Here is a 19,382-nt window from a genome sequence, read left to right as displayed (position 1 = left end):
GAACACGGAACCTTCATGTTGGTGATCGACAGCCACACCCACGTCATCTCGACCGACAGCGAGCGCTATCCGCCCGACCCGATCGGCGGACGGCGGTCCGCCTGGTCGCAGGCTCACCCGGTGGACATCGACGGACTCGTCCAGGCGCTGGACGACGCCGGGATCGCCAAGGCGGTGGTGGTCCAGGCCTCGACGGTCTACGGCCACGACAACCGCTACGTCGTCGAGGCGGTGCGGGCTCATCCCGACCGGTTCATCGGCGTGTACTCGATCGACGCCCTGGCGCCGGACGCCGTCGAGCGCATCAGGCACTGGCAGGCCGAGGGGCTCTCCGGATTCCGGCTGTTCACCACGGGCACCACGATGCCCGGCCAGGCGGAGTGGCTGGGCCACGAGGACTCCCACCCCGCCTGGGCCTACGCGGAAGAACACGACATACCGGTCTGTCTGCAGATGACGGTCCAGGGACTGCCCGCCCTCCGGGAACTGCTGAAACGATTCCCCGGGGTGCGTGTACTCCTGGACCACTGCGCCCGCCCCGACCTGTCCGACGGCCGCCCCTATCGGCACGCTCAGGACCTGTTCGACATGGCGGCCTTCCCCGGAGTCCATCTCAAGCTCACGCACCGGGCGCTGGCGGCGGCCGCGGAGGGCGCGTCCGTCCGCGCCGAGTTCCTGGCGGACCTGGTCGCGGCGTACGGAGCGGACCGTATCGCGTGGGGCTCCAACTTCCCCGCGGCGGAGGGCACTCCGGCCGGCCTCCTGGCACAGGCACGGGAGGCGGTTTCGAGCCTGCCGGAGGCCGACCGGGAGATGATCCTCGGTAAAACCGCTGCCTCGTTCTACCCCGCCTTCGCGATGGCGGGAGGATCCCGTGGCTGAACTCCCCGTGCTCCGCACAGTCCTCGGCAACTATCCGCACACGGCCCCGCTGAAGAACGGCGACGTCGGCAGTGCGCGGATGGGCCTGGACCTCCTCGACGTCTCGCCCATTCACCGGGCGTTCGCGCCGATGGTGCGGGAAGAGGCCTACGACCTCTGCGAACTGGCCGTCGTGACCGCGCTGCAAGCCATCGCGTACGGCCGTCCCGTGGTGTTGCTGCCCGCCGTGGTGGCCGCCCGTTTCCAGCGCGACCGTCTTGTCGCCCACGCCTCGCGTCCTGTGCGGCCCGAGGAGCTTAAGGGGAAGCGCGTCGGGGTGCGGTCGTTCACGCAGACCACCGGAATGTGGGTGCGCGCGCATCTCGCGGAGGACTACGGTCTGGCCGCTCAGGACATCCGCTGGACGACCCGCGAGGGCGCACACGTTGCCGAGTACACGGACCCGGAGTTCGTCACACGCGACCCGGGCACCGCGGGGCTCCCCGACATGCTGCGCGAGGGGCACGTCGACGCGGTCGTCCTCGGCAACGACCTCCCCGAGGGTGACGAGTTCGTTCCCGTCGTCCCCGACGCCGCGGCCCGCGACGAGCAGTGGTGGCAGAAGCACGGCTTCATGCCGATCAACCACATGGTGGTCGCGGCCCGCTCGACGTGCCGCGAGAACGCCTCCGCCGTCCGGGAGGGCTACGCGCTGCTGCGACGCGCGGATGCCTGCGTGCAGCGTCCCGACGGTGTGCCGCATCCGACGATCTTCGGATACGACAACCTGCGAGGGCCCCTGGAGACGGTGATCGACGCCTGCGTCGCCCAGCGGCTGCTGCCCCGGCGACTCAGCCCGGAAGAGGTCTTCGGCCCGGCCAGGGAGGTGCTCGGAAGCGACGCGGACTGAGGAGCGCGACCCCTGACTCCTCCCCGACAGGTACCGGACATTCAACGGAGAAACCGGAAACGATGAGCGACACCACTTCCCTGGGCGCCCCCGCCGAGACGGGCCCTTCCCCGCAGAACAGAAAACAACGTCCGCCGTTCTATCGCGACCTGGCCTTCCAGGTGCTCGTCGGAGTCGCGCTGGGCGTGCTCGTGGGCGCGTTCGCGCCCTCGGTCGGACAGCATGTGCAGTTCCTCGGTGACATCTTCATCCACCTGATCCAGATGGTCGTCGGCCTGATCATCTTCTGTACGGTGACGCACGGCATCGCCGGCGTGCGCGATCTGGGCAAGGTCGGCCGTATCGCGATCCGGTCCCTGGTCTACTTCGAGGTCATCACCACGATCGCCCTCGTGATCGCCCTCGTCGTGGTCAACGTGCTCAAGCCGGGTTCCGGCATGCACATCGATCCGTCGTCCCTGCACGCCGACGCCTCTGCCACCGCGCCGGCGAAGTCGGAGGGCTTCGACGCCTTCCTCGTAGGTCTGGTGCCGACCTCCGCGGTGCAGGCCTTCGCCGAGAGCAGCATCCTTCAAGTACTGGTCTTCTCCGTGCTCTTCGCCTGTGGGCTCGCTTCCGTCGGCGAGAAGGCACAGCCGGTGCTCGACATGGTGGCGACGGTGCAGCAGGCGCTCTTCTGGATCATCCGCAAGGTGATGCGCATCGCTCCGGCGGCGGCGTTCGGCGCCATCGGCTACACCGTGTCCGAGTACGGTCTGGGAACCCTGCTCTCCCTCGGGCGGCTGGTGGCGGTGTTCTACCTGATCGTCGTTCTGTTCTTCGTGCTGGTCCTGTGGCCGGTCTCGCGGTACGCGGGGGTGAGCCTGCTGAAGCTGATGCGCTACTTCCGTGCGGAACTGGTGCTGGTGCTGGGCACCAGTTCGTCGGAGAGCGTGTTCCCCCAGCTGACGGCCAAGCTGAAGAACCTCGGCGTGGACGAACCCGTGGTGGGCCTCGTGCTGCCCACGGCCTACAGCTTCAACCACGACGGCACGTGTCTGTACTTCGCCGCGGTGTCCGTCTTCCTCGGTCAGGCCACCGGAACGGATTTGAGCTGGACGGCTCAGCTCGGTCTCCTGCTGGTGCTGCTGCTCACCTCCAAGGGCGGTGCCGGGGTGTCCGGTTCCGCGATCGCAGTGCTGGCCCTGACGCTCAGTGCGACCCATACGATCCCCGTCAGCAGCATCGCTCTGGTCCTCGGTGTGCACAGCATCCTCTCGGCCGCCTTCGTCTTCACCAACATCGCCGGAAACTGCGTGGCCACCCTGGTCATAGGCAAATGGGAGAAGGCGATCGACTGGGAACGACTGCGCACGCAGCTCGACGCCGGCTACCGGGCCGCGTAGCGCGGAGGCCATGTGCGCGGGCTCCCGCGAGTCGACCTGAGCCGCCCCACGGTCTCCTGGTCCAGCCCGACATGGCCTGCGCAAAGTCATGCCCTGCTTGTCCTACCTGTGTCGGAACCGCTGATCCGTGGCGCCCTGCGAGGTACGGATGCCGAGTGCGGGCAGCACCACTTCGTCGACCAGAGCTTCGTGGAATCTCCGGTCCGCGCATCCACGCATGAACATCACGCGGTACGCGCTCATGGACGGGATGACCAGCGCGAGGGTGTCGATGTCCGTGCTCGCCGGGATTTCGCCGCGTTCGGCGGCGCGCGCCATGAGTTGCCGGTAGGCGGCGGCGGATGGTTCGACGAGCGCGACGTCGACGGCCGCGGCGAGTTCGGGGGTGCGGTACAGCAAGGACATCAGGCTCGACAGGATCTTGATGCGCTGTTCGCTCTCTCCGAGCCAGTGCGGGTTGATCATCGCGATCATGTCGCCGCGCAGCGACCCCGTGTCCGGCAGCCGGTCGAGGGACAGCGCGGTGTCCCTCATTGAGGAGACCGCGTCGAGCACCAAGTGCCCTTTGGTGTCCCACCGCCGGTAGATGGTGGCCTTCCCTGCCTTGGCACGGGTGGCGACCATATCGATCGTCATGGCTTCATATCCGGTCTCGGCAAGGACGTCGAGCGTGGCCTTGAGGATCTCCGCGTCGCGGGTGTGGTCCCTTTTGCGCCCGAGCCGCGGGGCAAGGCGTTCCGACGCGGTCCCGTCGGCGCCACTGGCCGAGGCTGCTGCTCCTGACATGCGTAACGCCCTCACTCCGACGACTCGGGCAGCGTACCAGCCAGTTCCGAAACAGCACAGTTCCGGTACTTGGTAGTTCCGGTACTGTTCAGTTTCGTTTATGGTGGCGGTCATGGAGGCTGCTGCTCTGCAACGTGAAACGCCCGGCGCGGCGGCGAAACATCGTCCTCCCCGCGGCCCGGACGGATCTGGGCTTCTCGGACGGTGACAGCCAGTGGATCATCACCGGCCACTCGCCCTGCTCCACCGCCGCACGCAGCGGCCCATTGCGCGCCCCACACCTGAAGCAGACGAACAAGAAGACACGGACAGGACTACGCACATGTCGACTTCTCACACCCACACCCTTGCTGACGCGCCGGCCGACCCGGTTCGCGACGAGGCACGGATCGCCCAGGTTCTGCACCGGCTCGCCCGCGCGATGGACACCCGCAACTGGGACCTGCTGGCCACCTGCTTCGTTCCCGGAGCCGTGGGCGACTTCGCCACCGGCCAGGCCGCCGGACTGGACAGCATGCTCGTCGGCTACCAGACGTTCCTGGCACCGCTGGACATCACGCAGCACCTGGTCACCAACATCGAGACCGTCATCGACGGCGATACCGCCGAGGCGACGGCCTACTTCTTGGCCCAGCACGTCCGTACGGGCACTGCGGGCGGCGACCAGTTCCTCATCGGAGGCAGGTACGCCGACCGGCTCACCCGCACGCCCGACGGCTGGCGGATCACCCGGCGGAGGGTCAATGGCACCTGGACGCAGGGCAATCCGAAAGTACTGGGCAGCACGCTGGACCGAGGCGAGAACAACTGACCAGCGTGGTGCGGGAGTCGGTCGATCGTGGGAGTGGCCAGAGTTTTGGGCGTTATTTCCTCCAAGCCGGACGGGTAAGGGTGCTCGGACGGCCGACGCCCCCTGTTCGTCGTGCAGAGGACCGATACGTGACGGCGTAAGGCGGCGGCGCCCTCACTGTCGGAACACCTCGTAGGGAAGCTCGGAGAAGAAGCGTGCGGCGTGGATGAGTTGTGCGACATCGACCCGCTCGTCGGTCTGATGGGCGAGATTCGGGTCGCCCGGACCGCACAGCAGCGTTGGAAGGCCGGTCGGCGGCTGGAGGATCGAGCCGTCGGAGAAATAGCTGACAGCCGTCTTGTGCGGCGCGTCGTCGCCGAGCGTACGCAACACGCGGTCGGCGGCTGTCACCAGCGGGTCATCGGGTGCGGTCCCGACGGGCGGGTAATCCCCGGTCACGCGCAACTCCAGCTCGACACCGTCCACACGATGAGCGTCAACAAGGTGAGCGAGCGTCTGGAGGAGCGTCTCGTGATCGACGGCGGGTGTCGTCCGGATGTCGACCTGCGCCACACAGCGGTCAGGAACGATGTTGACGACCGACCCGCCGGTGATCGTCCCGACGGTGACGGTCGGGCGGCCCAGCAGCGGGTACTCGCCGACTCCGAAGTCCAGTCGTTCGACGCGTTCGAGCAGACGCATCATGTGGCTGATGGCATTGACTCCTTGCTCGGCCATCGCCGCGTGCGCCGCACGCCCTCGCGCCGTCAACTCCAGGAACAGCGCACCCTTGTGAGCGACGACGAGTTCCATGTCGGTCGGCTCGGCGATGACGAGTCGGCCGACACCGTCCATCGCACCCTGGTCGAGTGCGGCACGGGCGCCTGCGCAGTCGACTTCCTCACCGACCGTGCCCAGGAACCGGATCTCGGCGGGAAATCGCGCTGACCTGCGCGCGAGCGCCGCCATACCGCACACCATCGCCGCGACGCCGCCGTTCATGTCGACCGCGCCACGACCCCACAGAACGCCTTCGGGGCTGAGATAGGAGCCGTGAGCATCGTGCGTCCATGGGGCGCCGCCGAGCGGCACGGTGTCGAAATGCCCGCAATACATGAGCGCCGGCTGACCGGTGCCGCCGGGGAGTCGCAGTTGCAGGTTCGCCCGTGTCTCGGACAACTCGACGATCTCACCCTCCAGGCCCCAGTCGAGCGCGCGATCGAGGAGCAGCCGCGCCACCGCGCTCTCGTTGCCAGGTGGGTTGACGGTGTCGATCCGGATCAAGGCCCGCGTGAGTGCGACGAGTTCGGCCGCCTCAGCCGAGCTGAATGTCTCGGTTCCGCGTTGAACGTGGTCCATGAGGCGGACAGTGGCCCACGTTCAACCTCTCCCCAAAGGGCCAATCGGACACAGGTGGCCCCTGCCCATTGGCTGGAGCGGCGCGTCCCGCGCTGTCGGACGCTTTGCCGAGCGAGCACACCGCACCTCCGGCCTCCCGACTCGGCTGGCGCGTCAGCTGAGCAGAACGGGGCCCACCGCTGCCGCGGGTGGGTTGGTAGGTCACCCGTGTGCGGTTACCGGGGCCGGGGTACCGAGGAAGTCGTTGATCTCATGGACGACACGTTCGGGGGCGTCCTCCATGACGAAATGGCCGGCCTTGGGGACGACGACGAGGTCTGCGTCCGGGATGTCGCCGCTGAGCCTCTTCGCGTAGTGCAGGGGCTGCCACCGGTCCTCCTCACCCCACAGGATGCGCACGGGCATGGTCAGGCGCCCGAGCTGGTCGCTGATCTCCTCGGTGTACTTCGAGTCGTAGTGGCGCACTTGGTGCTCGAAGAAGGAGACGCGGCCGGGCGCCGACTGGTGGGGAGCCAGGTAGGCCTGGAGGACATCTCCGGTCATGAGCGACTCGTCGGCGACAGTCATCTTGAGCTGCCGGGTCAGCAGGGTGTTGAAGGCGTCCTGCGACATGCTCGTGAAGTCGTCCAGGTTCTCGTCGATGATCTTCCGCCAGGTCGAGGACGGCCAGGAGTCGTAGCTGACCGAGTCGACGATCATCAGACGCCGCACGCGCTCGGGGTGGGCGACAGCGAAGCGCTGCCCGATGGCGCCGCCGATGTCGTGAGCGACGATGCTGGCCTGGTCGATGTCCAGCGCGTCGAGGAGGTGTTCCAGGAGGTTCGTCTGCGCGGCGACGGAGGTGTCACGGTCCACCGGCCGCTCGGAGAGGCCGTATCCCAGCAGGTCGTAGGTGACGGCCCGGAAGCCGGTCGCCTCGATGTGCGGTACGACCTGGCGCCACTCGTAAGAGTGTGAAGGAGTGCCATGGATGAAGATCACGGGCTCGCCTTGCCCACGGTCCCGGTAGGCCAGGCGCACTCCGTCGACGATGAGGCTGTCGGTCAAGAGGGTCATGGGCTCTTCCTCAGGTTGCTGACGTCGGACGGGCAGCACGCGCCGACACTTGGTGCCCATCCGCTTCGACTCTTAACTAGGTAGACTAGTCTACCTAGTGCATGGGAGTTTGCGATGAGTGAGCTGGAGCGGATACCGGCAGCCGGGAGACGGCGGCCGGCCCGTGAGCGTGTTCTGGCAGCCGCGGCACGGCGTTTCTACAGCGACGGTGTGACAGCGACGGGCATCGACACGATCACCGCCGAGGCCGGTGTGGCGAAGATGAGCCTCTACAACAACTTCTCCTCCAAGGCCGACCTCGTCCGCGCCTACCTGGAAGCCCGGCACGAGGAATGGCTGGCGCACTACCGTTCGCGCCTCGGGCGGGCCGAAAGCTCTCGCGACGGCGTGCTGGCCGTCTTCGACACCTACATCGACAGTGCCGCCTCCGACTACGAGGACGGCTTCCGTGGCTGCGGACTGCTCAACGCCGCTGCGGAAATGCCAGCCGGGGACGCGGGGCGCGCCCTGGTGCGCCGGCAGAAAGAGGAAGTCGAGCGCCTGATGGCCGGGCACATCGCGGCACTGCTGCCCGACCGTCCCGACGCCGCTCGAACCATGGCGGAGCACCTGGCCTTCCTCTTGGAGGGAGCCATGACACGTGCCGGTCTGGAAGGCGACGACAGCCGTCTGCGGCACGCCCGCGCCATGGCGGTGAGCCTGCTGGACAAGCTGTGACCGGTTCAACCGTTCCCGCAGGATCCGCCGGCGCATCACAGACCGCATATCGGTGCGCCTACCGCCTACCGCCTACGGCCTACCGCGCCCCGGCCCGCGGTCGTGCATGGGCCGCCCGGCCGAGGCCGTGGCCGCCGCAGCGCCATCCCCGCGGATCAGTCTGTCGGCTGCGCCGCGTCGAGCAGCGCGGCGGCGGCGGCCCTCGCCGCCCACGCGCCGTGCCCGTCGCGATCCATCCGCGCCGACTGTGCGGCGCCGTCCCAGAGCAGATGCAACTGGCGGCCGAGGGTTTCCGCATCCACGGCGCCGGCCTGCGACGCGAGTGCCGTGAAGGTCCCCCGCAGCCAACCGCGGTATGCGTCGGAGACCTCGTCCGCGCTCACGGCATGGGCCTCGGCGGTCGCGTTGGCGAACGCACAGCCCCGGTACTCGGAATCGCCGGCGAGCATGATCTGGACGTCGAAGACCGCGAGCAACCGGTCGCGCGGAGAGCGCCGACCGTCGATCGCCCGCTCGACGCGTTCGCGCATCGCACGATGGCGGACCTCCAGATATGCGGCGATCAGCGCTTCCTTGGAGCCGAAGCTGCTGTAGAGGCTCGCCTTGGCGACCCCGGCCCGGGCGATGACTCGATCGATCCCGACCGTGTGCACCCCCTCTCGGTAGAAGAGCTCGGTCGCGGCGGCCAACAGCCGTTCATACGGGGTCGCGGGGGCGTCGGTGGTCACGTATCGCACCCTAACGCCCGGCCCGCAGCATCGTGCAAAGGGCGATCGAGGTGAGAACGGCGAGCGCGATGGCCAGCTCCACGGTGACCGCGGCCAGCGAGGCGCCCGCGCTCACCAGAGCCCCCGCAACGACCGCGGTGATCCCCAGGCCGCCGTACGCGACAATGAACACCGCGGACAACAGGGCCGGTCGCTCGTCGTCGGTCGCGAGCGGCACCAAGCTGCGGATCGGCCCCTGGAACCCCGTGCCGAAGCCGACGCCGGCGACCGCGCTGGCCGCCAGGTACAGTCCGATGCTCCCCAGTTCGACCGCGGCGACGGTCACACCGAGGCCGACGAGGGTGCTCACCGCGCCCGTGACCGTGAGAGCGGGACCCGCCACGCGCCGCAGGACGACCGTGCTGAGCGAGCCGGACCCCACGAGGATGAACAGCGGCAATGCCGTCGGCCAGACGGCACCACTGCCCGACAGGGTCGTGTACACAGCCGGACTCAGCGCGGCATAGAACCCGGAAAGCCCCCACACCGCGAAGACGACGGGCGCGGCGGCGAAGAACACCGCGCGCGCGGGGGCGGGGGCCGCCACCCGCGGGCGCGGCACGTTCGGCGAAGCCGGGCGCCGACTGTCCTCGGGGACGATCCGCAGAACGATCAAGGCCTGCGCGGCCAGGACGGCGGTGAGGATCAGGTAGACGGTGTGCGTCGGGCCGGGCAGGAACTGGACGACCAGCCCGCTCAGCAGCGCCCCCGCTCCGCTGCCCGCCCCTGGCGAAGCCGCGCTCGCGATCGTCCCCCGCTCCGCGTCGGCCTCGATCATCATCGCCGACAGCGCGCCGAACGCGGCGCCCGAAGCGAGCCCCTGCACGATGCGCCCGACCACGATGAGCGAGAACGAACCGGCGATCGCGAACAGCGACAGGGCGATGATCTGACCGCAGATCGCCGTGAACAACACCCGGCGCCGTCCGAACACGGTCGGCAGTCGGCTGAGCCACAGGAGCCCGACAAGCACGGCCACCGCGTAGGACGCGAACGCGATCGTTCCGATCAGTGGGCTCGCGTGCCAGGCGGCCTCGTAGCGCTGGTAGAGGGGGCTGGTGGCGTTGGCCGCAGCGAGGAACGCGACGACCACCGAGCCGGCTAGAACCAGGGTGGCCAGCCGTCTGCGAGGGCTGTCCGGTCGTGCGTATGGCACCGCGCAGGCATCGGCCTCTACGCGCCCGCGCTTCGCTTGCCCGTCGCTCGCGCCGCCTTCAACCGTTTTCATAGCGGCGATCAAACCATACAGACAGACAGGTCTGTATGGTTGCTGCAGCAGCATGAAGACGGCCGACGGTGCGAACGGCGGGCGCCCGGGGGGCTGCGCGCTGCGGGGCACCACGCGAAACGCGCCGGCAGCGCGCAGGCGCCCGGCCACCCTGGTCCTCGCCAGGTCGGTGGTCGTCGCGTGTCGCCGCGCCGGCCAATGCCGCCGCCCGCCAATTCCGACTGGGAGCAGCACAGTGAACGACAGCAATCCGGCGCAGCAGGCTCTGGGTCTCACCGCCGACCAGGTACTCACCACCACGCGCGCGGTTCGCAGGCGCCTTGACCTGACCCGGCCCGTTCCGCGGGAGCTGATCCAGGAAGCCGTGAAGATCGCCACCCAGGCTCCGACCGGCCGCAACCAGCAGCAATGGGACTTCGTCTTCGTCGACGATCCCGCGACGAAGAAGGAAATGGCCGACCTCTGGCGCGCCGGGCTCTCGGCCGGCAACCCCTACGAGCACCACGGCCTGCCGATCCCGACCAGGGGAAGCTTCGCCTCGGCGGAGTGGGCACGGATCCGGGGGAGCCTCGGCCACCTGATCGAGCATCTGCACGAGGTGCCGGTGCTGATGATCCCGGTGGTGCGGGTCGCCACCCGCGCCGAACTCGGCACGGTCCACGGGCAGGCGAACACGTGGGGCTCGGTGCTCCCCGCGACCTGGAGCTTCATGCTCGCCGCGCGGGAACGCGGCCTCGGCACGTGCTGGACCATCGGCCACCTCGCCTATGAACGGGAGATGGCCGACCTGCTGGGCCTGCCGTTCGACACCACCGTCCAGGTGGCGCTGACCCCCGTCGCCCACACGATCGGCACCGACTTCAAGCAGGCTCCGCGGGTCGACGACAGCAATTTCACCCACTGGAACCGCTGGTAGGGCCACTCCAGCGGTGCGACCGTTGGCTGTGGTGAACCGGGCGGACAGAAGGCTTTCGATGCTGGACTTCGGCGCCGGGCGTTTCCCCCGACGCCGCCGGCCCGGTATCGGGCCTCCTGGCACACACACCGGGCCCGACCAGCTACGCGTGACGCCCCGCGGTGGTCCGGCCGGACTTGCCCTTGTCCGGGTAGTGCTTGCGCAGATCGGACATGGTCATCCGGTCGAACACCCGGTCGGGCAGGAGGCTGGAGGCGCGGATGAGGAAGGCGGTCATCGCGCCGATGGTGTAGCGAGTGCGAGGCTTGCGGTCGGTTGCGGCCTTGGCGATCTTCCGGGCCGCGGTGTCGGAGGTCGCACCGGCCTCGGTGAACGCGGCGACGTGAGAGGGAATTGCCTGCGTCAAGGCGCCGTAGCGCTCGTTCTGCTCCGGGGTCATCCGCGAGGTGAGGTCGCTCAGGCCCGAAAGTCCGACGCGGGCCATCTCGGTCTTGACGCCGCCCGGTTCCACGATCACCACCTGCACGCCGTACGGGGCCAGTTCGTTGCGCAGGGCATCGCTCAGCGCCTCCACCGCGTGCTTGCTGCTGGCGTACACGCCGTAGCCGGCCATGGACACTTTGCCGTTCATCGAGCTGATGTTGACGACGCGGCCTTTGCTGCGCACCAGTGCGGGAAGCAGAGCCTGGGTGAGCGCGACGGTCCCGAAGACATTCACCTCGAACACGCGCCGCCATTCGTCGAGCGGCACCACTTCGACCGGTCCGGCGCAGGGGAGGCCGGCGTTGTTGATCAGCGCCCGCACGGCGCGGTGGTGCGGGTCGCCGTCGATGCGTGCCACCAGTGCCGCGATGTGCTCCTGGTTCGTGATGTCGAGGATCACCGGCTCGACGCCGGCGGCGAGGAGGGCCTTGCCGTCGCTGTCGCGGCGCACGCCGGCGAGGACATGGAATCCGCGGCGGGCCATCTCCCGCGCGGTGGCCGCGCCCATCCCGGTCGACGCCCCGGTCACGATGACGATTTCCTGAGTCTGCGGTGATTTCTTGGACACGATGTGCTCCTGGGAGAACTGGTACGAACGGTGGCTCAGGCCGGTCAGGACCGTCGGCGGGAGCGCCGCGGTCCTGACCGGCGCGCTGAGCCGGGATGTGGGGCGGCCTCGTCGGCCGCGGTCCTCAGTGCTGTCGCGGCACGGCGGTGGCGTAGGTTTTGATGTTCTGGAACTCGCCGATGGCCGAGGGGCCGCACAGCACACCGATTCCGCTCTGCTTGAAGCCGCCCTGCTCGAAGTGCTCGGACATCGAGCCCCATGTGTTGACCCACATCCCGCCGAACCGGAGCTCGCGTCCGACCCGGCGGGCCCGGAAGTCGTCGTGGGTGTACAGCGCGGCGGCCAGGCCGAAGTCGGTGGCGTTCGCCCGCTGGATCGCGTCGGCCTCGTCCTCGAAGATTTCGAAGGTCTGGACCGGACCGAAGACCTCCTGCTGCACCAGGGGGACATCGAGCCGCTCCACCTCCAGCAGCGCCGGACGGAAGAACGCGCCGCCCGCCAGCGCGGGGTCGGTGACCGGCCCGCCCCTGACGATGACCTTGGCATAGGAGGTGGCTTCCTCGACGATGCTGTCGACCCGTGTGACGGCGGCCCCGTCGATCAGTGGACCGAGCTGGGTGGAGGGATCCTCGGCGGGCCCGACCCTGACCGCCTCCAGCGCCGCGGCCAGCCGCGTGCGCAGTTCATCGGCGATGCCACGCTGCACGAGCACGCGCGAGCCGGTACAGCAGAACTGCCCGTTCATCAGGATGGACGCCATCACCAACTGCGGGACTACGGCGTCCAGGTCGGCGTCCTCGAAGACGATCAGCGGGGTCTTGCCGCCCAGTTCGAGGTTGAGCCGCTTGAGCGTCGGTGCGGCCGCGGCGGCGATGAGCCGGCCGACGTGGGTGCTGCCGGTGTAACTGAGCACATCCACGTCCACCGATTCGACCAGCGACGGTGCCACCTCGTTGCCCGCCTCGGTGAGGATGTTGACCACACCCGGGGGCAGGGATTCGGTGGCGGCGACGGCCTCGGCGAGCAGCGAGTTGGTCAGGGCGGTCTGTCCGGGCAGCTTCACCACCGTCGTGCAGCCCGCGCCGACCGCCGGACCGAGGGCACGCACCGTCAGGCACAGCGGGGAGTTCCACGGCGAGATGATGCCGGCGACCCCCATCGCCTCGGGTGTCGAGTAGAAGTACTGGCCCGGCGTCGGCTCGGCGGCCCGGCCGGCCACCTGGGTGAGCGCGGACGCGGCGCTGTAGCGCAGCCAGTCGACGGAGATCGCGGCCTCCCAGGCCGTTTCGTCCAGTCGCTTGCCGTTCTCCCGGGTCAGGGTCCGGCTCAGGGCGGGGATGCGTTCGGCGATCCGGTCGGCCAGCTCGAACAGGGCCCGGGAGCGCAGCGCCGGATCACGGGACCAGCCGGTGGTGTCGAAGGCGGTACGTGCCGCGGCGATCGCGGCCTCGGCCTCCGCGCGGCCCGCCGAGACGTACGTGCCGACGACCTCGCCGGTGGAGGGGTTGACCGACTCGTGCACGGAGCCGGACTCGCTCCACTCTCCACCGATCAGGTTCCGGGCGGGCGTGTGTTCAGACATTGACCTCAACCTCTCGTAGCGGACGGCACGCAACCGCTCGCTCGTATCCAGGAGGTCGAGCGGTATGGCCTGCTACGAGTACTGTCGACCGGCCCGAGGGCCGCAACCAGTGCAACAGACAACGGTAGGAATGGCAGTACCACCCTCACTTCGGGCCGGGCGGTGATACTGGAACGGTGACCGAGGAACAGAACCAGCTGGGCACAGCACTGCGTCGTTGGCGCGACCGGCTCGCACCTGCCGACGTGGGTCTGCCGGCCATGGGCAGACGCCGGGCCGCGGGCCTGCGCCGCGAGGAGCTCGCCGCACTCGCCGGACTCTCCGTGGACTACCTCGTCCGCCTGGAACAGGGACGCGCCAGCCGCCCCTCCGAACAGGTCGCCGCGGCACTGGCCCGCGCACTGCACCTGGAGGTGTCCGAACGGGATCACCTCTACCGCCTCGCACATCTTCCCCTGCCGGGATCCGGGCGCATCTCCACCCACATCCCGCCCAGCGTGCAGCGCCTGCTCGCCGCCCTCACCGAGCAGGCGCTGGGCGTCTTCGCCGCGGACTGGACACTCATCACGTGCACCGGGCTGTGGGCCGCACTGTTCGGAGAGCCCGCCCAGCCCCCCGCGGACCAGCGCAACCTGGTGCGCGAGACGTTCCTGCCCGAGCTCGTTTCCGGCCGTCTGCCTCGGTCCGAACGCGGCCGGGAAGCCCTGGAAGCCGCTCTCGTCGCCGACCTGCGTACCGCACAGGGCACCTTCCCGGACGACCCCCGCCTGCGCGGACTCATCCAGGAATGCACCGCGCGCAGCCCCCGCTTCGCGCAGCTCTGGTCGCAGGGCGTCGCGGGCGCACTCGGCCACGACCGCAAGACCGTCACCCACCCCTCCGTCGGAGACATCACCCTCGACTGCGACATCCTCACCGTGCCCGGATCGGACCTCAGGATCGTCGCCTACACCGCGGCCGCCGGCACACCCTCCGCGGAACAACTCGACTTCCTCAGAGTCACCGCCACACGCGCCCCGCTGCGCGAGACGGGGCGGCCGGTGCCGTAGCAGGGTGCGGGCATCGGACCGGCGACGGGAGATGTCGTCGCCGGCCCGGGAGCCCTACTACCAGGCGTCCTGCGTGGCGAAGTACCGCTTCCAGAAGTCCAGCTTCTCGGGGGAGGCCACCCGCATCGGCCCGTAGTGCTCGCCGACCTCCATCACGGTCGGTGAGCCGGGACTGTAGGCGGGCCACCTGGGCAGACCGGGACCGTTCGGGTTTCCGGTGGCGATGTAGTTCGCCAGGTAGGAGGACATGGTGTCGGCGATGCTGCGGTCCTGGTCGGTCCACCCCTGGGTGTCCGGGTTGAGGTTGCCGAAGAAGTAGACGATCTCGGAGCCGTGGTAGGCGCCCCGGATGTCATGGTCGGGGCCCGGCGGGCGGTGCGTCCAGAAGTAGGTGTACACCGGCCGGTCGGCGCCCTTGGTCCACTCGGTGCCCCACAGATACGTCGAGACCCGGGAGTTGTCGCGCACCGCGTCGTTGCCGGCCAGGGCCGCCTCGTCGTCCGTACCGGCCGGGTAGAGCCGCAGGAACTCGTCGGCCATCGTGCCGAACTTCCGCCGCGCGGCGCTCTCGTAGTCGTCGAGGGTGACGTGGACGGGAGGGGCGCCGGGGCGGTCCGGGTAGCCGGTCCGGCGCCAGTACTCGAAGGCGGTCTCCGGCACGGCACCGCTCTCGTCGAGATTGTTGCCCGCCAGGTACCAGACGTCGTTCTGCGCACGGGCGTCGTAGGTCTCCCGGTAGCCGGCGGGCAGCACCCAGCCGTCGACGACGGGCCTGAAGAGCGGTGGCTTGGCGACGGACTTGGTGTCGACCGTCTCGTCCTTGAGTGCGGCGCCGTCCGTGAAGTCCTGCCACGGCAGGGCGCGCAACTGCTTCAGGGTGGTCGCGCCCTTCGTCGCGCCGTAGGCGGGACCCTGCTGGAGGGCGGTGTCCATGGTGCGGAGCGACACGCCGAGGTAGCGCAGTTCGGGATCACTCGGAGAACGGACCTGACTCTCGGCTATGGAGCGCTGGAAGAGGCCGGTGGCGAGCGGGGACATGGACAGCATGTCCGTGGAGCCGGCGCCGGCGGACTGGCCGCCCACGGTGACGTGGCGCGGGTCGCCGCCGAACGCGGCGATGTTGCGCCGGACCCACTTCAGGGCCGCGATCTGGTCGAGCAGGCCGTAGTTGCCCGACACACCCTGCCGGGACTCCTCGCTCAGCTCGGGGGTGGCGAGGAAACCCAGGGCACCGAGGCGGTAGTTGATGTTCACCACGACGACGCCCTTGCTCGCCAGGACCGAGCCGTCGAAGCTGGGGTCGGAGCCGCTTCCGGCGGAGAATCCGCCTCCGTAGAGCCATACGTACACCGGGCGCCGCTCGACGCTGTTCCTGGCGCCGGTCCAGATGTTCAGGTTGAGGCAGTCCTCGCTCATCGAGAGGGTGCTCGACGCCTGCGGGGGTGCGTCGCCGAACGTGTCGGCCACGCGGACGCCTGTCCAGGACGGCGCAGGCTGCGGCGGCCGCCACCGGTTCCTGCCGGCGGTGGAGGAGGCGTAGGGAAGCCCCTTGAAGACGGTGACTCCGGACGCTGCGGCGGGTACACCGGAGACGAGGCCGGACGAGGTCCGCACCGGCTTGTCCCCGAACGATTCCCTGGGCGACTCCGCGGGCGACTTCCCGGACGACTCCGCGGCCCACGAGGACTGCGCGCCGACGGCGTTGAGCAGGACGGCGCCCGCGGCGATGCCCGCGGCGCGTCCGAGGAAGTCCCTTCGGTGCGGCGCCGGGTCCGCGGAGCTGCGACGGTGGCTGTCTGGCACGGTCATTCGGATCTCCCGATCACTGGATGGGCGGATGACGGCTGGGGTCGGCCGCGCGCACCGGGTTGCGCGAGCCGTGTGAACCGGGTCGGGCCGGTTCACCCTGCCGTGGGAGGGAAGAAAGCGGTACGCGTGAGGAAGTCCGCGAGGTCGAGGCGCCACACGGACCAGCTGTGGCCGCCGTTGACGAAGCCGGGCGTCACCGGGACACCGAGGCCGGTCAGCAGGGAGACCTCGTCGGCGTGGTAGTCGTGGCTCGGGTCCTGCCATCCGCCGCCGACAAGGATCCGCGCGTTCCTGAGCGCGGCGACCTGGGTGCCGGTGAGGGACGACGCGTCGGGCAGCGTGTAGGTGCCGCGCCGGCCCGGGCTGAAGACGCCGTACGAGCCGAACTCGGCGGTGTGCCCGAAGAGCAGCGAGTTGGTCAGGGACGCCCCGTAGCCGAGGCCGGCGGCGGCGCGGTCGGTGGCGGCGGTGGACACCCGGTAGCGGGACTCCACGTACGGGACGAGTGTGTCGGTGAGGTTCTGGTCGAAGGACGCGTAGCCGGCGGAGTCGGGGAAGCCGGCCGTGTTGGGCATGACGACGACCATCGGGGGGACCTGGCCGGTGGCGATGAGGTTGTCGAGAATGTGGCCCGCGTCGCCCTGCGTGCTCCAGTCCATCTCGTTGGCGTCGCCGCTGAAGAGGTAGAGGGTGGGGTACGGCTTCGTGCGGCCGGGGTCGTAGCCCGGCGGGGTGTAGACGGAGAGGTAGTTCTCGCCGGGCGGTGTGACGGACGTCGGGGCCGCGTAGGTGATGTGGGTCAGCTTGCCGTGCCTGCCCGTGGCACTCGGGCCCTGCTCGGTGTGGCCGACGGTTCCGAACGACGGGTCCGAGGGGACGTACACCTGGCTGGTGCGCTCGGTGGTCCCGGAGACCTTGCCGTTCTTCTCGTTCCACGGCGGGTTGGCCGGGTCCGAGACGGCGGCGCAGGTGGTCTGGGTGTCGTCGGCGCAGTCGACGTAGAAGGAGTACGTGAAAACTCCGGACGGCAGCGGAGTGCTGTACGTCCACACGCCGTCGTGCCCCTTCTTCATGTCGACGACCGGCCAGTTGGCGGCGGGGGAGTTGGGGTGGGCGAGCGGGATGTCACCGGGCTGCCAGCGGGAGGGCGGCGTGCCGGGGCTTTCCAGGGCGGTGCCGTCGTCGGTGGTGAGCGCGGACAGCTCGTACGGATCGGCGAAGTACCACTCGCCCTTGATCTGTACGCGGTCGGCGCCCGGGTCCCTGTAGCGGAAGGTGACCCGGTAGCCGGTGGGCCCGGTGCCGGTGTGGACGACCTGCGGGGAGAGGCGGGAAGTGCCTCCGGGCGTCCTGTCGGCGGGTACGGCACCGCTGCCCGCGGTGAGGAGAAAGGCGGCCGTCAGGACCGCGACGACGCGCAGGACCAGTGTGGTGCCGCGACGTACGCAGGAGTGGGGCATGGCGGCTGGTCTCCCAAAGGGTGGACGGGAGTGGGGGACAAGAAGGAGCGAACGTGAGGGGCGGCCGGGGTCGTCGGCTCATGACTGCAAGGTGAAGCGCCGCGGCGAGGGCGAGCGCCGCCACCTCACCTGCCGACGCCCCGCCCCCGCGGGGCCTGACTCCTCTGCCGACAGGCTCAGCCCGAGTGTGGCCCAGGGCTGAGATTGTCGGACAAGAGCTGCAGGGAACGTAACCCCCGCGACTCGTACCGGCAAGATGCGTGCAGCAAGAACATGGAGATCCCGGAAACCCAACACTTCGACTCGGCCGGATTATTGGACAATGTTCGGCTGGTGGGGGGATCAGACGACGAGGTTGCTCTCGGGTTCGGCGGGGACCGGGATCGCCGTGCCGGTCCGGTCGTTGGTCGGTTGCGTACCTGACGGCGCCGGCTGGGCGGGAGTTCTTCCCGGGGGCGGAGGCCCGCCCAGGTCCTCGTGTCGCCACCCCGGGTGAAGGATGCGTCGCGCCGTGTCAACGCTCGCTTTTGTCCGACAGTCCTTCGTCGAGGCGACTCGGGGTTCCTGTGAATGCCAGGTTCTTCCTGCACACTTCTTGTGCCCCCTTGGAGGCGGTGTTACGTTCCCATCACTGGTTGTCGGACAATCCTGGCGGCTCGCAGTGTCGCAGACAACTGCATCAGCAGGAGAGTCCACCCGACCTAGATGCCTGTTCGCGTGCATCGGACGCACCACCTGTCACGGAACCGTCACCCACGAACGCCGCCAAAGGCGCGAGCGCACGGCCCCCGATTCGTCTCTTGCGAGGAAGGGGTCGAGGAGACAGATATGTCGACCACACAGCGCAACTCCCACCCGGAGGCTCTCCGTCTCGACCACGTCACACTGGAGTTCCCCGGCACTCACCGACCGGCGATCGAGGACGTGTCGTTCAAGGTCGATCGCGGCAGAGTCGTAGCCGTGATCGGACCCAGCGGGTGCGGGAAGAGCACCATCCTCAATCTGGCCGCCGGACTGCTCACTCCCACCCAGGGGCAGGTCCACTACGCCGGCGAACTGGTCACCGCCGTGAACTCCGATGCGGCCTACGTGACGCAGCAGTCCCACCTGTTGCCCTGGCTGAGTGTCCAGGCCAACATCGGCCTGGCGCTGAAGTTCCGCAAGGTTCCCAAGGAGGAACGCGAGGAGCGCGTCGCGCACTGGATCGAGCTCGTCGGCCTGACCGGCTTCGAGAACCACTTCCCCCGGGAGCTGTCGGGCGGTATGCAGAAGCGCTGCGCGATAGCGCGAGCGCTGATCTACAACCCGTCCATCGTGCTGATGGACGAGCCGTTCGGGCCGCTCGACGCCATCACCCGCCTTGAGCTCCAACAGGAACTGCTCAACATCTGGCGGGAGCAGAACGGGACTCTGATCTTCGTCACGCACGACCTCAACGAGGCCATCTACCTGGCCGACGAGGTCATCGTGATGTCCAAGGGCCCCGGCACGATCCGCCGAGTCATCCAGGTCCCCTTCGAGCGCCCGCGTCAGATCGGTTCGCTCGTCGAGTCACCGGAGTTCTCGGAGCTCTACAACGACCTCTGGGGTCTCTTCGCCGCCGAGCGGAAGGCCGCCGTGTAGTTCGGCGCAGCCCCTCTGTCACCAAGTCGCCAC

General features: G+C 69.0%; 17 protein-coding genes. 8 read left to right on the top strand and 9 right to left on the bottom strand.

The annotated features are described in order from the left end of the window. Positions 1–15: 15 nt before the first annotated feature. From ACH4DZ_RS34350 to ACH4DZ_RS34340, 3 genes are all read left to right on the top strand, one after another. Positions 16–882, top strand: a complete 867-nt coding sequence (locus ACH4DZ_RS34350; protein ID WP_398291839.1) for an amidohydrolase family protein — start codon at positions 16–18, stop codon at positions 880–882. Further along, positions 875–1,771, top strand: coding sequence for a hypothetical protein (locus tag ACH4DZ_RS34345; protein WP_398291837.1), 897 nt, complete (start codon positions 875–877; stop codon positions 1,769–1,771). The genes ACH4DZ_RS34350 and ACH4DZ_RS34345 overlap by 8 nt, the downstream gene beginning before the upstream one ends. A gap of 62 nt (positions 1,772–1,833) precedes the next feature. Beyond that, positions 1,834–3,156 carry a cation:dicarboxylate symporter family transporter gene (locus tag ACH4DZ_RS34340; RefSeq protein ID WP_398291835.1) on the top strand — a complete coding sequence of 441 codons (1,323 nt, stop codon included), beginning with the start codon at positions 1,834–1,836 and terminating at the stop codon, positions 3,154–3,156. Positions 3,157–3,258: 102 nt separating this feature from the next. On the opposite strand, the gene ACH4DZ_RS34335 is transcribed toward ACH4DZ_RS34340, so the two are convergent. After that, positions 3,259–3,942 carry a TetR/AcrR family transcriptional regulator gene (locus ACH4DZ_RS34335; protein WP_398291833.1) on the bottom strand — a complete coding sequence of 228 codons (684 nt, stop codon included), beginning with the start codon at positions 3,940–3,942 and terminating at the stop codon, positions 3,259–3,261. Between the two features lie 322 nt (positions 3,943–4,264). On the opposite strand from ACH4DZ_RS34335, the gene ACH4DZ_RS34330 reads away from it, so the two are divergent. Next, positions 4,265–4,753, top strand: a complete 489-nt coding sequence (locus tag ACH4DZ_RS34330; RefSeq protein ID WP_398291831.1) for a nuclear transport factor 2 family protein — start codon at positions 4,265–4,267, stop codon at positions 4,751–4,753. Between the two features lie 153 nt (positions 4,754–4,906). Here ACH4DZ_RS34330 and ACH4DZ_RS34325 read toward each other — a convergent pair whose 3' ends face one another. Together ACH4DZ_RS34325 and ACH4DZ_RS34320 are read right to left on the bottom strand one after the other, a co-directional pair. Continuing rightward, on the bottom strand, positions 4,907–6,091 hold the full coding sequence (locus ACH4DZ_RS34325; RefSeq protein WP_398291829.1) for a M20 family metallopeptidase: 1,185 nt from the start codon (positions 6,089–6,091) through the stop codon (positions 4,907–4,909). A gap of 201 nt (positions 6,092–6,292) precedes the next feature. Further along, positions 6,293–7,147 (bottom strand): alpha/beta fold hydrolase, encoded by an 855-nt coding sequence (locus ACH4DZ_RS34320; RefSeq protein ID WP_398291828.1) that lies wholly within the window; start codon positions 7,145–7,147, stop codon positions 6,293–6,295. A 114-nt stretch (positions 7,148–7,261) separates the two neighbouring features. Between ACH4DZ_RS34320 and ACH4DZ_RS34315 the strand changes: the two genes are divergently transcribed. Further along, positions 7,262–7,864 (top strand): TetR/AcrR family transcriptional regulator, encoded by a 603-nt coding sequence (locus ACH4DZ_RS34315; RefSeq protein ID WP_398291826.1) that lies wholly within the window; start codon positions 7,262–7,264, stop codon positions 7,862–7,864. A gap of 155 nt (positions 7,865–8,019) precedes the next feature. On the opposite strand, the gene ACH4DZ_RS34310 is transcribed toward ACH4DZ_RS34315, so the two are convergent. Continuing rightward, on the bottom strand, positions 8,020–8,592 hold the full coding sequence (locus tag ACH4DZ_RS34310) for a TetR/AcrR family transcriptional regulator (protein WP_398291824.1): 573 nt from the start codon (positions 8,590–8,592) through the stop codon (positions 8,020–8,022). Positions 8,593–8,602: 10 nt separating this feature from the next. Then, entirely contained in the window at positions 8,603–9,913 is a 1,311-nt protein-coding gene (locus tag ACH4DZ_RS34305) for an MFS transporter (protein WP_398291822.1), read from the bottom strand. Between the two features lie 181 nt (positions 9,914–10,094). Here ACH4DZ_RS34305 and ACH4DZ_RS34300 point away from each other — a divergent pair, with 181 nt between their 5' ends. Then, on the top strand, positions 10,095–10,775 hold the full coding sequence (locus ACH4DZ_RS34300; RefSeq protein WP_398291820.1) for a nitroreductase family protein: 681 nt from the start codon (positions 10,095–10,097) through the stop codon (positions 10,773–10,775). Between the two features lie 142 nt (positions 10,776–10,917). On the opposite strand, the gene ACH4DZ_RS34295 is transcribed toward ACH4DZ_RS34300, so the two are convergent. After that, positions 10,918–11,826, bottom strand: a complete 909-nt coding sequence (locus tag ACH4DZ_RS34295) for an SDR family oxidoreductase (RefSeq protein ID WP_398291818.1) — start codon at positions 11,824–11,826, stop codon at positions 10,918–10,920. A 124-nt stretch (positions 11,827–11,950) separates the two neighbouring features. After that, complete coding sequence (locus ACH4DZ_RS34290) at positions 11,951–13,408, bottom strand: aldehyde dehydrogenase family protein (protein ID WP_398291817.1); 1,458 nt, start codon at positions 13,406–13,408, stop codon at positions 11,951–11,953. Between the two features lie 176 nt (positions 13,409–13,584). Here ACH4DZ_RS34290 and ACH4DZ_RS34285 point away from each other — a divergent pair, with 176 nt between their 5' ends. Next, a complete protein-coding gene (locus ACH4DZ_RS34285; RefSeq protein WP_398291815.1) occupies positions 13,585–14,457 on the top strand; it encodes a helix-turn-helix domain-containing protein in 873 nt (290 codons plus the stop codon). 57 nt (positions 14,458–14,514) lie between these two features. Here the strand turns inward: ACH4DZ_RS34285 and ACH4DZ_RS34280 are convergent, their stop codons facing one another. Both ACH4DZ_RS34280 and ACH4DZ_RS34275 read right to left on the bottom strand, forming a co-directional pair. After that, a complete protein-coding gene (locus ACH4DZ_RS34280; RefSeq protein WP_398291813.1) occupies positions 14,515–16,266 on the bottom strand; it encodes a carboxylesterase/lipase family protein in 1,752 nt (583 codons plus the stop codon). Between the two features lie 92 nt (positions 16,267–16,358). Next, positions 16,359–17,726, bottom strand: coding sequence for an alpha/beta hydrolase-fold protein (locus ACH4DZ_RS34275; protein WP_398291811.1), 1,368 nt, complete (start codon positions 17,724–17,726; stop codon positions 16,359–16,361). An 828-nt stretch (positions 17,727–18,554) separates the two neighbouring features. Here ACH4DZ_RS34275 and ACH4DZ_RS34270 point away from each other — a divergent pair. Continuing rightward, positions 18,555–19,349 carry an ABC transporter ATP-binding protein gene (locus ACH4DZ_RS34270; RefSeq protein WP_398291809.1) on the top strand — a complete coding sequence of 265 codons (795 nt, stop codon included), beginning with the start codon at positions 18,555–18,557 and terminating at the stop codon, positions 19,347–19,349. Positions 19,350–19,382: the final 33 nt, after the last annotated feature.

Origin of the sequence: Streptomyces sp. NPDC017991, from assembly GCF_044328075.1 — a bacterium.
Taxonomy (GTDB): Bacteria; Actinomycetota; Actinomycetes; order Streptomycetales; family Streptomycetaceae; genus Streptomyces.
Note: the sequence above shows the minus strand (reverse complement) of the source record. Positions and strands in the feature narration are given on the sequence as shown.

What these genes read in the sequence shown, in the direction of transcription:
- ACH4DZ_RS34335 (WP_398291833.1), bottom strand. Translation starts at nt 3,942, where the DNA reads ATGTCAGGAGCAGCAGCCTCGGCCAGTGGCGCCGACGGGACCGCGTCG.
- ACH4DZ_RS34275 (WP_398291811.1), bottom strand. Translation starts at nt 17,726, where the DNA reads ATGCCCCACTCCTGCGTACGTCGCGGCACCACACTGGTCCTGCGCGTC.
- ACH4DZ_RS34290 (WP_398291817.1), bottom strand. Translation starts at nt 13,408, where the DNA reads ATGTCTGAACACACGCCCGCCCGGAACCTGATCGGTGGAGAGTGGAGC.
- ACH4DZ_RS34305 (WP_398291822.1), bottom strand. Translation starts at nt 9,913, where the DNA reads ATGCTGCTGCAGCAACCATACAGACCTGTCTGTCTGTATGGTTTGATC.
- ACH4DZ_RS34280 (WP_398291813.1), bottom strand. Translation starts at nt 16,266, where the DNA reads ATGACCGTGCCAGACAGCCACCGTCGCAGCTCCGCGGACCCGGCGCCG.
- ACH4DZ_RS34340 (WP_398291835.1), top strand. Translation starts at nt 1,834, where the DNA reads ATGAGCGACACCACTTCCCTGGGCGCCCCCGCCGAGACGGGCCCTTCC.
- ACH4DZ_RS34315 (WP_398291826.1), top strand. Translation starts at nt 7,262, where the DNA reads ATGAGTGAGCTGGAGCGGATACCGGCAGCCGGGAGACGGCGGCCGGCC.
- ACH4DZ_RS34320 (WP_398291828.1), bottom strand. Translation starts at nt 7,147, where the DNA reads ATGACCCTCTTGACCGACAGCCTCATCGTCGACGGAGTGCGCCTGGCC.
- ACH4DZ_RS34325 (WP_398291829.1), bottom strand. Translation starts at nt 6,091, where the DNA reads ATGGACCACGTTCAACGCGGAACCGAGACATTCAGCTCGGCTGAGGCG.
- ACH4DZ_RS34270 (WP_398291809.1), top strand. Translation starts at nt 18,555, where the DNA reads ATGTCGACCACACAGCGCAACTCCCACCCGGAGGCTCTCCGTCTCGAC.
- ACH4DZ_RS34330 (WP_398291831.1), top strand. Translation starts at nt 4,265, where the DNA reads ATGTCGACTTCTCACACCCACACCCTTGCTGACGCGCCGGCCGACCCG.
- ACH4DZ_RS34350 (WP_398291839.1), top strand. Translation starts at nt 16, where the DNA reads ATGTTGGTGATCGACAGCCACACCCACGTCATCTCGACCGACAGCGAG.